This window comes from Stenotrophomonas sp. ATs4, assembly GCF_051861585.1.
Taxonomy (GTDB): Bacteria; Pseudomonadota; Gammaproteobacteria; order Xanthomonadales; family Xanthomonadaceae; genus Stenotrophomonas; species Stenotrophomonas maltophilia_AS.
Window position 1 is genome coordinate 433,987 of sequence record NZ_JBLYPK010000001.1, and the last position, 13,248, is coordinate 447,234.

At 67.7% G+C, this 13,248-nt stretch carries 12 protein-coding genes and 1 other RNA gene; 4 read left to right on the forward strand and 9 right to left on the reverse strand.

Annotation, left to right across the window (positions count from 1 at the left end; all coding sequences use genetic code 11):
- From mraY to mraZ, 7 genes are read right to left on the reverse strand one after another with little or no spacing between them, the layout of a single operon-like run.
- Positions 1 to 1,086: a phospho-N-acetylmuramoyl-pentapeptide-transferase gene (mraY, locus tag ABR323_RS02155; RefSeq protein WP_004143659.1), complete on the reverse strand. Its 1,086-nt coding sequence runs from the start codon at positions 1,084 to 1,086 to the stop codon at positions 1 to 3.
- Complete coding sequence (locus tag ABR323_RS02160; protein ID WP_439448022.1) at positions 1,076 to 2,470, reverse strand: UDP-N-acetylmuramoyl-tripeptide--D-alanyl-D-alanine ligase; 1,395 nt, start codon at positions 2,468 to 2,470, stop codon at positions 1,076 to 1,078. The genes mraY and ABR323_RS02160 overlap by 11 nt, the downstream gene beginning before the upstream one ends.
- Positions 2,467 to 3,975, reverse strand: a complete 1,509-nt coding sequence (locus ABR323_RS02165; RefSeq protein ID WP_439448023.1) for a UDP-N-acetylmuramoyl-L-alanyl-D-glutamate--2,6-diaminopimelate ligase — start codon at positions 3,973 to 3,975, stop codon at positions 2,467 to 2,469. Before ABR323_RS02165 ends, ABR323_RS02160 begins: the two co-directional genes overlap by 4 nt.
- On the reverse strand, positions 3,972 to 5,816 hold the full coding sequence (locus tag ABR323_RS02170) for a peptidoglycan D,D-transpeptidase FtsI family protein (protein ID WP_439448024.1): 1,845 nt from the start codon (positions 5,814 to 5,816) through the stop codon (positions 3,972 to 3,974). Before ABR323_RS02170 ends, ABR323_RS02165 begins: the two co-directional genes overlap by 4 nt.
- Positions 5,813 to 6,076: a cell division protein FtsL gene (gene ftsL / locus ABR323_RS02175; protein WP_005412242.1), complete on the reverse strand. Its 264-nt coding sequence runs from the start codon at positions 6,074 to 6,076 to the stop codon at positions 5,813 to 5,815. The genes ABR323_RS02170 and ftsL overlap by 4 nt, the downstream gene beginning before the upstream one ends.
- Positions 6,073 to 7,041: a 16S rRNA (cytosine(1402)-N(4))-methyltransferase RsmH gene (rsmH, locus tag ABR323_RS02180; protein ID WP_046982696.1), complete on the reverse strand. Its 969-nt coding sequence runs from the start codon at positions 7,039 to 7,041 to the stop codon at positions 6,073 to 6,075. Before rsmH ends, ftsL begins: the two co-directional genes overlap by 4 nt.
- A 14-nt stretch (positions 7,042 to 7,055) precedes the next feature.
- Positions 7,056 to 7,502: a division/cell wall cluster transcriptional repressor MraZ gene (mraZ, locus tag ABR323_RS02185; protein ID WP_004143635.1), complete on the reverse strand. Its 447-nt coding sequence runs from the start codon at positions 7,500 to 7,502 to the stop codon at positions 7,056 to 7,058.
- A 323-nt stretch (positions 7,503 to 7,825) separates the two neighbouring features.
- Between mraZ and ABR323_RS02190 the strand changes: the two genes are divergently transcribed.
- Positions 7,826 to 8,614: an NRDE family protein gene (locus tag ABR323_RS02190; RefSeq protein ID WP_439448025.1), complete on the forward strand. Its 789-nt coding sequence runs from the start codon at positions 7,826 to 7,828 to the stop codon at positions 8,612 to 8,614.
- Between the two features lie 371 nt (positions 8,615 to 8,985).
- Positions 8,986 to 9,465 carry a DM13 domain-containing protein gene (locus tag ABR323_RS02195; protein WP_439448026.1) on the forward strand — a complete coding sequence of 160 codons (480 nt, stop codon included), beginning with the start codon at positions 8,986 to 8,988 and terminating at the stop codon, positions 9,463 to 9,465.
- Between the two features lie 85 nt (positions 9,466 to 9,550).
- Here the strand turns inward: ABR323_RS02195 and rnpB are convergent.
- Both rnpB and rsmI read right to left on the reverse strand, forming a co-directional pair.
- Positions 9,551 to 9,902: RNase P RNA component class A (gene rnpB / locus ABR323_RS02200), an RNA gene on the reverse strand.
- A 238-nt stretch (positions 9,903 to 10,140) separates the two neighbouring features.
- On the reverse strand, positions 10,141 to 10,959 hold the full coding sequence (gene rsmI, locus ABR323_RS02205) for a 16S rRNA (cytidine(1402)-2'-O)-methyltransferase (protein WP_439448027.1): 819 nt from the start codon (positions 10,957 to 10,959) through the stop codon (positions 10,141 to 10,143).
- An 81-nt stretch (positions 10,960 to 11,040) separates the two neighbouring features.
- On the opposite strand from rsmI, the gene ABR323_RS02210 reads away from it, so the two are divergent.
- On the forward strand, positions 11,041 to 12,762 hold the full coding sequence (locus tag ABR323_RS02210) for a penicillin-binding protein activator (RefSeq protein ID WP_439448028.1): 1,722 nt from the start codon (positions 11,041 to 11,043) through the stop codon (positions 12,760 to 12,762).
- Complete coding sequence (locus ABR323_RS02215; RefSeq protein ID WP_024957270.1) at positions 12,752 to 13,120, forward strand: YraN family protein; 369 nt, start codon at positions 12,752 to 12,754, stop codon at positions 13,118 to 13,120. The genes ABR323_RS02210 and ABR323_RS02215 overlap by 11 nt, the downstream gene beginning before the upstream one ends.
- Positions 13,121 to 13,248 lie beyond the last annotated feature (128 nt).

The following is a 13,248-nucleotide window of genomic DNA, read 5'->3' on the forward strand; positions in this document are numbered from 1 at the left end:
TCAGCGCACCTTCAACGTGGCCAGGCCGATCAGCACGAGCACGACGGAGATGATCCAGAAGCGCACGATCACGCGCGGCTCCGGCCAGCCCTTCAGTTCGAAATGGTGGTGGATCGGCGCCATGCGGAACACACGCTTGCCGGTCAGCTTGAACGAAGCGACCTGGATCATCACCGACAGCGTTTCGATGACGAACACGCCACCCATGATCACCAGCACCAGCTCCTGGCGGGTGATCACCGCGATCGTGCCCAGCACCGCACCCAGCGCCAGTGCACCGATATCGCCCATGAAGACCATGGCCGGATAGGTGTTGAACCAGAGGAAGCCCAGGCCCGCACCGGCAATGGCCGCGCAGATGATGACCAGCTCACCGGCGCCCGGAATCTGCGGGATCTGCAGGTAGTTGGCGAACACCACGTTGCCCGAGGCATATGCAAACACGCCCAGCGCGCAGGCCACCAACACCGTTGGCATGATCGCCAGGCCATCCAGGCCGTCGGTCAGGTTCACCGCGTTGGAGAAGCCGACGATCCAGAAGTAGGCGATGGTTACAAAGCCAATGCCGGCCAGCGGCAGCGCCACCGACTTGAACATCGGAATGTAGAAGGTCAGCGCCGCCGGTACGTCGGCGGTGTAGAACAGGAACAGGCCCGCAGCCAGGCCGAAGATCGACTGCAGCAGGTACTTCCAGCGCGACTTCAGGCCGTTCGGGTCGCGGCGGACGATCTTGATCCAGTCGTCGTACCAGCCGATGGCGCCGAAGCACAGCATCACCGCCAGCACCAGCCACACGTAGCGGTTGCGCAGGTCGGCCCACATCAGCACCGACAGGGTGATGGTGAGCAGGATCAGCGAACCGCCCATGGTCGGCGTGCCGGCCTTGGAGAAATGGGTCTGCGGACCGTCCTTGCGGATCGGCTGGCCGCCCTTGAACTGGGCGAGCTTGCGGATCATCGCCGGGCCAAGCCACAGCGACAGGAACAGGGCCGTCAACGCGGCAAGGATGGCGCGGAACGTCTGGTAGTTGAACAGCCCGAACAGGCTCTCCAACTGCTGCAACCATCGAGCCAGTTCATACAACATGCGGGGATTCCTCTCCTTGCGCCAGCAGCGCTTTGACAATCGTGTCCATGGCGCTGCCACGGGAACCCTTGACCAGGCAGCGCACGCCGGCGTGCAGCTCGTCCTTCAGCGCCTGCGACAGCGCGTCATGGGTGGCGAAATGACGGCCGCCTTCGCCGAAGGCGGTGGCGGCAGCGGCGCTGAGCGGACCCAGTGCATACAGGCGCTTGAGGCCGGCGGCGCGCGCGCGGATGCCGGCCTGCGCATGCAGCGCTTCGGCGTCCGGACCCAGCTCGCGCATGTCGCCCAGCACCAGCCAGCCGTCTTCCGGCGCAGCGGCCAATGCCTCGATGGCCGCAGCCAGCGAACCGGGGTTGGCGTTGTAGCTGTCGTCCACCAGCACCGCGCCATTGCGCAGCTGATGGGCGATCTGGCGACCCGGCACCGGCTGCGCCTCGGCCAGGCCAGCCGCGATCAGCGCCAGATCGACACCGGCAGCCAGCGCCAGGCTGGCCGCAGCCAGCGCATTGCTGACGTTGTGGCGGCCGGGCAGGCCCAGCACCACGCGGGCTTCGCCGGTCGGGGCAACCAGGGTGAACTGGCTGCCCTGCGCGCCGGCACGGATGTCGCGCGCGGTCACGTCCGCCGTATGTTCCAGGCCATAGCGCAGTACGCGGCAGCGTGCCGGGGTGCCGACGAAGTGCTGTTCGAACCAGCGGCCGTAGGCATCGTCCACATTGATCACGGCCACGCCATCGGCCGGCAGCGCGGCATAGATCGCGCCCTTGGTCACCGCCACGCCGAGCAGGCTGCCCATGCGTTCCAGGTGCGCCGGGGCGATGTTGTTGACCAGCGCATAGTGCGGGCGGGCGATGTCGGTCAGGTAGGCGATGTCGCCCGGCTTGCCCGCGCCCATCTCATAGACGGCGTAGTCGGCATCTTCCGGCGCATCGATCACTGCCAGCGGCAGGCCGATCTCGTTGTTGCGGTTGCCCGGGTTGGCGTAGACCACCTTGTGCGCGTGCTGGGCCACTTGCTGCAGGATCGACAGCAGCAGGCTCTTCACGCTGGTCTTGCCGTTGCTGCCGGTGATCGCGAACACCTCGGTGCCGCGGTCGCGCTGCATGCCGGTGGCGATCTTCGCCAGTGCCAGCTCGCTGTCGGCCACCAGCACCTGCGGCAGGTCGATCGGCAGCAGGCGCTCGACCAGCAGCGCACTGGCACCGCGCGCCTGCGCGTCGGCGGCGAAGTCATGCCCGTCGAAACGCTCGCCGCGCAGCGCCACATACAGGCTGCCCGGGCCGAGGTTGCGGGTGTCATTGCTGACCGCATCGATGGCCACGTCGTCGCCGTGGATCTCACCGCCGGCCCAGTGTGCGATCAGCGAAAGCAGGGTGCGCTTCATGCCGCGCCCTCCCCGGCCTGCGCGGCCAACACACCGGCCTTGGCCGCCAGTGCAGCGGCGGCCACTTCGGTGTCGTCAAAGTCATGGCGCACACCATTCACTTCCTGGTACGGCTCGTGACCCTTGCCAGCAATCAGGATGATGTCGCCGGCACCGGCACGCTTCACCGCCAGGCCGATCGCACGCGCGCGGCTGCGCTGCACGGTCACGGCGGAAGCATCGGTGAATCCGGCCAGGATGTCGGCCACGATCACGTCGCCATCCTCGCCACGCGGGTTGTCGTCGGTGACGATGACCTGGTTGGCCAGGCGCTCGGCGATCGCTGCCATCTGCGGGCGCTTGCCGGTATCGCGCTCGCCACCGCAGCCGAACACGCAGAACAGCGCGCCGTGCAGGTGGCCATGCAGGCTGTCCAGCGCCTGTTCCAGCGCGTCCGGGGTGTGTGCGTAATCGACCACCACGGTCGGCAGGCCGTCTTCGCCGCCCAGGCGGTTCATGCGGCCACGGATCGGCTGCAGTGCCGACAGCACTTCGGCGATGCGCGGCAGCGGCTGGCCCTGCGCGTGCAGGGTGCCGGCCACGGCCAGCAGGTTGTCCACGTTGAAGCGGCCCAGCAGCGGTGACTGCACCGCCGCGCGCTGGCCGTCGATGACCAGCTCGAAGGCAATGCCACGCCCGTCCAGCTGCAGCGCTTCGGCACGCACGCTGGCGTCGGTGGCACCGCGCGAGCTCAGGCCGATGGCCTGCACGCCCGCCGGCAAGCCGGCGAACAGCTGGCGACCGAAGGCGTCGTCAAGATTGATCACCGCGGCCTTCAGGCCCGGACGATGGAACAACCGCGCCTTGGCCGCGCCGTAGCTGGCCATGTCGCCGTGGTAATCCAGATGGTCGCGGGTGAGGTTGGTGAACACCGCCACGTCGTAGTGCACGGCATCCACGCGGCCCTGGTCCAGCGCGTGCGAGCTGACTTCCATCGCCACCGCGCGCGCACCGGCGTCGCGCAGCTGCGCCAGCAGCGCATGCATCTGCAGCACCAGCGGCGTGGTGAAACCGGTCGGCTCAACCGAACCATAAAGTCCGGCGCCCAACGTGCCGATACTGCCACTGGGCGTTCCGAGCAGGTGCCAGGCCTGGGCCAGCAGCTGCACGGTGGAGGTCTTGCCGTTGGTGCCGGTCACGCCCACCATCGCCATCGCCCGCGACGGTGCGCCATGGAACTGGTCGGCCATCGCACCCATGCGCGCGCGCAGCCCCGGCACGGCGATCGCATCGCCCGGTGCCGGCAGTTCGGCAGGTGCCGGCGGTTCGAACAGGATGGCACCGGCGCCCGCCGCACGGGCCTGCTCGACAAAGCCCAGGCCATGCGCGCCGAAACCGGCGATGGCGACGAAGGCATTGCCGGGGCGCACGGCGCGGCTGTCCAGCACCAGGCCGGTCAGAACGGGGTCGTGCCCTGCAAGAGCAACGTCCGGAAGCAACTGCGAAAGCAACATCGAAGGACTCATTGCGTGCCTCCCGTAGCGGGTGGCGTCTGGGCATGCGCGCTGGGCAGCGCGGCATCGAATTCAGCGGCGGCGTCGACCGGCAGCGCGGCCTCGGCCGGCGGCGCGGGCAGGATCGAGGCCGAATGGCCGACCTTGCCGGACTGCTGTGCGGCCAACCACGACTGCAGGTCGTCCAGCGGCACGTCCATCAGGCGCAGGGTGCCTTCCATCACGTTGTGATAGACCGGCGCCGACACCAGGCCGCCGTAGAACTTGCCGGCCTGTGGGTCGTTGATGACGATGACGGTGGCGAAGCGCGGGTTGGTGGCGGGCACCACGCCGGCAAACAGCGCGTTGTAGTGGCCACGCTCGTAACCACCCGGGCCGGCCTTGCGCGCAGTACCGGTCTTGCCGGCCACGCGGTAGCCCAGCACCGCCGCCTGCTTGGCGCCGCCCTGGGTGACCACGGTTTCCATCATCGCCACCACCTGCTTGGCGACGTTCTCGTCGATGATCTGTTGGCCTTCGTTGCGCTGGCCCTTGACGAAGGTCGGTGCGATCAACTTGCCGCCATTGGCCAGCGCCGAATAGGCAGTAGCGATCTGCAGCGGGGTGACGTTCAGGCCGTAGCCGTAGGACATGGTGGTCTTGGTGGTGCCCGACCAGCGTGCCGGGCGCAACACCACGCCACCGGACTCACCCGGGAAACCGCTGTGCGGTACCGAGCCATAGCCGAAGCGGCGCACGCCGTCGTAGAACACCTGGTCCGGCATCTTCGCCGCGACCTTGGCCGCGCCCACGTTCGAACTGCGGGTGATCACGCCGGTCACGTTCAACACGCCGTTGTTGCGCGGCACGTCGCGGATGGTGAAACGGCCCAGGGTCATGTAACCCGGGTTGGTGTCGATGACGGTGTCCTTGGTCACCGCACCGGACTGCAGCGCGGTGGCGATGGTCAACGGCTTCATCGTCGAACCCGGCTCGACCAGGTCGGTCACCGCACGGTTGCGGCGGGTATCCGGGGCAGCACCACCCACCGAATTCGGGTTATAGGTGGGCAGGTTGACCATCGCCAGGATCTCGCCGGTGGTCACGTCCATGATCACCATCGAACCGCCGGCCGCCTTGTTGGCCACCAGCGCGTTGCGCAGTTCCTTGAAGGCCAGGTACTGGATGCGGCGGTCGATGCTGAGGGTCAGGTCCTTGCCCGGCTCGGCGGCACGCAGCAGATCGCTCTCGACGGTCTCGCCCTTGCGGTTGCGGATCACGCGCTTGGCGCCGGCCTTGCCGCGCAGCCACTCGTCGAACGCCAGCTCCAGGCCTTCCTGGCCACGGTCGTCGATGTTGGTGAAGCCCAGCACGTGCGCCATCGCCTCACCCTGCGGGTAGAAGCGGCGGAACTCGCGCTGCGCGGCCACGCCCGGAATCTTCAGCGCGACCACCTTCTCTGCCTCATCCGGATTGATCCGGCGACGCAGGTACATGAATTCTTTGTCGGACTTCTGCGACAGGCGGCTGCTCAGCTCGTCCACCGACATGCCGACCGCCTGGGCCAGCTCTGGAATGCGCTCCGGCGAACGCAGCAGGTCCTGCGGATTGACCCAGATCGAGGCAACCGGGGTGGACACCGCCAGCGGCTCGCCGTTGCGGTCGGTGATCATGCCGCGCGAGGTCTTGATCGGCAGCTCGCGCAGGTAACGAGCTTCGCCCTGGCGCTGGTAGAAGTCGCTGTTGATGATCTGCACGTAGGCCGCGCGACCGACCAGCGACACCGAGCACAGGCCAAGCGCCAACGCGACCCAGCGCAGGCGCTGGCGCAGGTTGAAGGCGTTGCGCGGGCGGTTGCGGCCGGTCTTGCTCATGGGCGTACCACCACGATGTCGGCGGCCTCGGGGAACTTCATGCCGAGCTTCTCGCGGGCGATGCGGTCGACGCGGTTGGCTTCGGCCAGCGTGGCCTGCTCCAGCTGCAGGCGACCGAATTCCAGATTGATGTCATCGCGCTTGCGCTCGGCGCGCGACAGCTCGATGAACGTCTGCCGGTGACGGTGACGCACGAACACGACGCCGATCGCCGAGGCCACGGTGGAGGCCAACAGGATGATCAGCAGCAGCCGGCTCATGCATCGGCCTCCCGCTTCTGGGCCACACGCAGCACCGCGCTGCGGGCGCGCGGGTTGGCAGCCAGTTCTTCGTCGGTGGCCTTGATGGCGCCGCCGATCAGGTCCAGCGTCGGCACGAACACCTCCGCCTCGGGCAGGCGGCGGTTGGCCGGCGGCGCCTTGGCCAGACGGTTCATGTACTGCTTGACGATGCGGTCTTCCAGCGAGTGGAAGCTGATCACCGCCAGGCGACCACCGGGCTTGAGCCGTTCCACCGCCGCATCCAGCCCGGCTTCCAGATCGGCCAGCTCGCGGTTGATGTGGATGCGGATGGCCTGGAAGCTGCGCGTGGCCGGATGGATCTTGTCTTTGCCACGCGGCATCACCGAGGCGATCAGCTCGGCCAGCTCGGCGGTGCGGGTGAACGGCTGCTTCTCGCGGCGGGCCACGATGGCGCGGGCGATGCGCCGGCTCTGCCGCTCTTCGCCGTAGGTCCACAGCACATCGGCAATCTCGCGGTCTTCGACGCGGTTGATCCACTGCGCAGCACTTTCACCGCTGTCCGGGTCCATGCGCATGTCCAGCGGGCCGTCCTTGCCGAAGCTGAAGCCACGTTCGGCCACGTCCAGCTGCGGCGACGACACGCCAAGGTCGAACAGCACGCCGTCCAGGCCTTCAGCCGTCGCATCCCACTGCAGCAGCTGGGCGAAGCTGCCGCGGAAGATGGACACGCGCGGGTCCGGCGCGAAATCGCGCTCGGCTACGGCGATGGCTTCTGGATCCTTGTCCATGACCAGCAGGCGCCCCTCGGGACCGAGCTGGGTGAGCACGCCACGTGCATGACCGCCACGACCGAACGTGCCATCCAGATAACGTCCGTTTTCGATCACCCTCAGGCCTTCAAGGACCTGGGTGTACAGGACCGGCAGATGCACCGCCGGCGACTGCGACACCGGAAGGTGACCGGCCTGCGCTTCTGGGCGCATCCGGGCACCCCGGCTCACAACTTCAGGTCGAGCAACCCATCACCCAGATCCTCATCAGACAACGTCTGCTGGATCAGGGCCCGATGCGCCTGCTCGCTCCACAATTCGAACTTGTCGCCCATACCGAGCAATACCGCCTTCTTCTCAATGCCCACCGCACCGCGGTGGCTGGCGGGGATGCTGATGCGACCGTTGCCGTCCAGCTCGAGGTGGGCGGCCGAACCGACCAGCTTCTGCTGCAACAGGCGCACGACGCGCTGGGTGTTGGGCTTGGACATCACATCGTCGCGGACCCGTTCCCATTCCGACTCGGCGTACAGCCACAGGCAGCCGGCTTCGAACGGGTTGTAGGTCAGCACGAGACGGTTGTTGCTGGCGCGCGCGACGAGGTCGCGGTAAGCGGTGGGAACCGCCATGCGCCCTTTGTCGTCAACTGTGATGGCCGTCTCGCCCTGGAACACGACGCGTGCACCTATCCTTCGCCCGGTGAAACATTGAACCACGAAAACCCACAAAACACCCGGATTTCCCTCTGATGCCCACCTTAGCAGCGGCCGGAAGGTTGTCAACAACTTTTCAGCGGGGAAATCGCCAGCCGCATCAATGGCTTGCAACAACCTTTAGAGAATTGTTCAAGGCTTATCCACAAGTTGCTGATCCGTCTCATTTTTTGAGATTGAACGGAAGTTCAGGGGTGTGGACAGCGCGTGAAACATCGGCCGCGCATTCATCCAAAACCGGCCGGAAGCGGCGCCACACTGCGCAAACCGTGCACAATGAGGCCATGTGCCTGCTCGCTCTTGGCTGGATGCACCACCCGCGCTGGCGGCTGGTGATGACCGGCAACCGTGATGAGTTCCACGCCCGCCCGACGGCCGCGCTGGCCCCCTGGCAAGATGAGACTTCCGTCATCGGCGGGCGCGACCTGCGCTCCGGCGGTGGCTGGGCCGGCGTGGGTGCCAGTGGCCGGATGGCCGTGGTCACCAATGTCCGCGATCCGCTGGCCGCACAGACCGGCCCCTCGCGCGGCGCACTGGTGGCCGACTTCCTGCGCGGCCGCGACCCGGCCGCCGTGCATATCGACCGGCTGGCGGGGGTGGCCGGTGCCTACGCCCCGTTCAACCTGCTGCTGTCCGACGGCCACAGCTTGGAGTACCTGGGCAACCATCCCGCCGAGCGACAGAGCCTGGGCCCGGGCGTGCACGGCATGTCCAACGGTGCGCTGGATGCGCCGTGGCCGAAGACCCGCAGGCTGATGGCGGCCCTTGAAGCCTGGCTGCAGGAAGACGGGGTCAGATCCCTTTCGCAAAGCGAAACGGATCTGACCCCAGAGCTGACCCCACTCTGGAATGCCCTGGCCGACGAACATCGCCCCGCCGACAGCGACCTGCCCGACACCGGCATCGGCCTGGAACGCGAGCGCTGGCTGAGCCCGGCCTTCATCCGCGGCGACGACTACGGCACCCGCGCCAGCACCGTGCTGCTGATCGACGCCGATGGCCACGGACAGATCCACGAGCGCCGCTTTGGCCCGCAGGGCGCAGCCAGCGGACAGAGTCACGTCATTTTCTGACCCGGCCATGCCGGCCAATTGGCCGGAATCCCTCGCCAGCGGGGTAATACCGGCCGCTGGCCGGAATCCCTTCCCAGTGGGGTAGTGCCGGCCGCTGGCCGGCAACCTCCGGATCTTCGGGCGGGTCACGCAGCTGCCGGCCAGCGGCCGGCACTACCCGCAGCACGTTGCCGCGATCCAAGGCCGCCAACAGCTTCATTCAGCTTTCCGACGCGGCGCCTTTCCGCCCGCACCACAGGGCCTGCGCCGCTGCGGTCACCCCACTGTGCCCTTTTTGCGTTTGGCACTGTGTCTATAAATGCCGCCTGCAACCTCCCAAGGTGGTCGTGCCCGGCACCATGCCGCGCGATCCACATCCACATGGAGGCCCCATGCGCCGCGTTCTCGTACTTGCCGCCACCCACTTGCTCGCCCTTGGCCTTGGCTTCGGCCTGGGGGTGTACTTCCTGCCGATCCTGATCGCCCCCGATGACCCGCCGGTCGCGCAGGTGCAGGCTGCCATGAACGACGCCACCTACCGCACCACGTTCCGTCGCGACCTGAAGGGCAGTGACGCGGTGCATTGGGCCGAAGGCAAGGTCAGCGTCAGCGCCCGCCAGGTCGCCTTCGACGGGAAGATGGGCCCGGGCCCGGACTACAAGGTCTACCTGGTCCACGACTTCGTCGACAACAAGGCCGACTTCCTGAAGATCAAGGACAAGGCCCAGCGTATCGGCGAGGTCAAGACCTTCAACCGCTTCCTCGTGGATGTGCCGGCCGATGTGGACGTGGACGAGTTCACCACCGTGGTGGTGTGGTGCGAGCGCTTCTCGCAGTTCATTTCCGCCGGGCAGTACCGCACGCCGGGCTGAGCCCGGCCGTCATCCGGGTAGTGCCGGCCGCTGGCCGGCAACAGTAGATCCACGCCATGCGTGGATGGCTGTCGATGGAATGAAGGGGCGGAGCCGGCCGATAAGCCGGGTTCTGTCGTGGACAGTCATTCCTCTAGGCGTTACGTCACCGCAACGCTCAAGCAACCTACCCGGATCCAACGCGGGCCGCGCCAAAGGATCCCTATTTGGTCTTGCTCCAGGTGGGGTTTGCCGTGCCGGTCTGTTGCCAGACTCGCGGTGCGCTCTTACCGCACCATTTCACCCTTACCGGCCTTCCGAAGAAGACGTAGGCGGTATCTTTCTGTTGCACTTTCCGTCGGCTTGCGCCGCCCAGGCGTTACCTGGCACCTTGCCCTATGGAGCCCGGACTTTCCTCGGCACCCCCGAAGGGATGACGCGACTGTCTGGCCGGCTCCGCCAGCGCATATTCTAGCCTACGCACGCCCTTCCTGCCGTGCTGATCGCGGCGTCCGGTTCATCCATCCACGCATGGCGTGGATCTACCTGCATTTCGGAACGTCTTCATCCACGCATGGCGTGGATCTACCGATTCACTGGACAGTGCCGGCGAAAACCATACCGCTTTGGTGGGTGCGGACCTTGGTCCGCACGATCCATCCGCCGCGTTACGCGCTCGCCGGGCATGGCCCGGCGCTACCCGCCGTACAACGCCTTGCGCGGTGCGCCGGTCAGCTCGGCAGCCAGCTTGGCCGCGGTCGACGGCGGCAGGTGCTCGCTCAACTTCGCGTAGACCTGGCGGCCATGCGCCAGCTGCGCTTCCTCATCATCACCGGCGCCCTGCACCATCACCACGAACTCGCCCTTGCGCTGGTTGTCGTCGGCTTCCACCTTCGCCAGCAGGCCGGCAAGGTCGCCATCGAGCACGGTCTCGAACAGTTTGGTCAGCTCGCGGGCCAGCACCGCCGGGCGCTCGCCGCCGAAGATCGCCGCCATGTCGGCCAGCGACTCGGTGATGCGGTGCGAGGATTCGTAGAACACCATCGTGCGCACTTCACCGGCCAGCGCCTGCAGGCGGTCGCGGCGGCCGCTGGCCTTGGCTGGCAGAAAGCCCTCGAAGCTGAAGCGGTCGCTGGGCAGGCCCGCCACGCTCAACGCGGCGATGGCGGCACAGGCGCCGGGAATCGGGCTGACCTTGATGCCGGCCGCGCGCGCGGCACGCACCAGGCGGAAACCGGGGTCACTGACCAGCGGGGTGCCGGCATCGCTGACCAGCGCCAGTGATTCGCCGGCCTGCAGGCGCGAGACCAGGCGCTGGGCCAGGGCCTCTTCATTGTGTTCGTGGAGGGCCACCAGCGGCTGCTGGATGCCGAAATGGGACAGCAACTGGCCGCTGCGGCGGGTGTCTTCGGCACAGATGGCCGCCACCGAACGCAGCACCTCCTGCGCGCGCGGGCTCAGATCGGCCAAGTTGCCGATCGGGGTGGCGACGACGTACAGGGTTGGGACACTCATTTCAGCGGTACTCACGGGGCAAGGGTAGAATCGTAGCGTGTACCCGGCCAAGGCCGCTGCCCTCATCGCATGGACCTGATCATGAACAAGCCCGCCGCACGGATCTCCGCCCTGTCGTTGTCGCTGATGCTGCTGGCCGGTTGTGCCACCACCAGCCTGACCAGCACGCCCGATTCGCCGGCCCAGAGCCAGGCGCTGGCGCTGATCGAACAGGGCAAGCCGCGCGACGCCGCACTGCAGCTGGAAGCGCTGGCCGCAACCCTGAAAGGTGGCGCCCGCAGCAACGCCCTGGCCGATGCCGCCTGGGCCTGGCATCTGGCCGGCGACAGCGCACGCGCGCGCAGCCTGCTGGGCCAGATGACCGCCCGCCAGGTGAACGGCGCCAGCCTGCAGCGTTACCAGCTGACCGGCGCCGAGCTGGCACTGGCCGACAAGCAGCCGGCGCAGGCGCTGGCCCTGCTGAAGGATCATGGCGACAACGTGCACCCGAGCCTGCGCACACGCTGGTACGTTGCCCGCGCCAATGCTCTGCAGGCCACCGGCGATGCCTTCGGCGCAGCCACCGAACGCGCCCGTGCCCATGCCGGCCTGACCGGCAGCGCACGCAGCGAAAACCAGGCCGCCATCGCCGGCCTGCTCGGCACCCTCGACGATGCCACCCTGCGCAGCCGTGCCGCCGCACTGCCGGCCAACGATCCGCTGTACAACTTCGCCGGCCGTGCACTGATCGCGCGCGGCCTGCCGCTGCCGCGCCCGTTCGATCGTGATGGCGCCGCCCAGTTCGACACCAGCAAGCGCCCGCCGGCCATGAGCGATGGCTACCGTCCGCCGGCCAAGCTGGCCGTACTGCTGCCGCTCAGTGGCCGCCTGGCCACCGCCGCACAGCCGGTGCGCGATGGCCTGTTGAGCGCCTACTACGGTGAAAGCCGCCGCCGCCCGGACATCAATTTCATCGACACCGCCGGCACCCCGGCCGGGGCCCTGTCCGCCTACGACAAGGCCGTCGCCTCCGGTGCCGACTTCGTGGTTGGCCCGCTGGGCCGCGACGAAGTGGACGCGGTCTACGGCCGCCAGCAGCTGCAGGTACCGGTGCTCGCACTGAACCGTGGCAAGGATGCGCCGCCGGCCGGCAGCGCCGGTTTCTCGCTGGCACCGGAAGACGACGGCATCGTTGCCGCCGAATACCTGCGTGGCCGCGAGCGCAGCAAGGCGCTGGTGATCAACAGCAGCGACGACACCGGCCGCCGCGCCGCTGCCGCCTTCGCCCAGCGCTTCGCCCAGCGCGGCGGCCAGGTGGTGGCCACGGTCAATGTCAGCGAAGCCGTCGGCGATGTCGGCGCGCAGGTGCGCAATGCCGGCCAGGTTGATGCCGTGTTCCTCGCCGTGCGTGCACCGCAGGCTCGACTGCTGGCGCCGCAACTGGCGCTGGCCGGTGCCGGTGGCGCGACCCGCGTCGGCACCTCGCAGCTGACTGTCGGCAGCGGCAAGGTGGAAGAAGACGTGGCGCTGGACGGCATCGTCTACCCGAACGAAGCCTGGAACGTACGCAGCGTGTCCGGCCTGCCGTCGGCCAGCCAGGTGGCCAGCACCCTGCCCAGCGCACGCGGTGCGGCCGGCCGTCTGTTCGCCTTCGGCGCCGATGCCTGGAAGATCACCGCCTATCTGGACAAGCTGTCCAACGAGGGCGGCCTGGACGGTGCCACCGGCACCCTGTTCCTGGACAGCAACGGCAATATCCTGCGCCAGCCGGCGTGGTCCACCTTCAATGGCGGCCGGCCGATGCCGATCGTCGGTGGTCGCTGAGCGCAGCCAACGTGGCTCGGCGGTGGAAGCCGCCGCCGAGCAGCATCTGCAACAGGCCGGACTACAGCCGCGTGCGCGCAACGTGCGCTATCGCGGCGGTGAACTGGACCTGGTGATGGACGATGCCGGCACCGTGGTGTTTGTTGAAGTGCGTTATCGCGCGCGATCGGATTTCGGTGGCGGCGCCGCTTCGGTGGATGTGCGCAAGTGCCGACGCCTGGCGCACGCCGCGCAGCTGTACCTGCAGGACAACCCGGCGCTGGCCAATGCACCCTGCCGTTTTGATGTAGTCGACGCCACGGGCGAGCCGCCGCAGCTGCGATGGCTGCGTGATGCGTTCCGGCTGGATGACTGCTGATGGGTACCGCCTGCTCTGGTAGAGGCCGACCTTGGTCGGCGCTTCTGTGCCAACCAAGGTTGGCACCTACCAGACGCGTGCACCCCGCTAGCGGCCGAGCTTGGTCGGTGCTTCCGTGCCAACCAAGG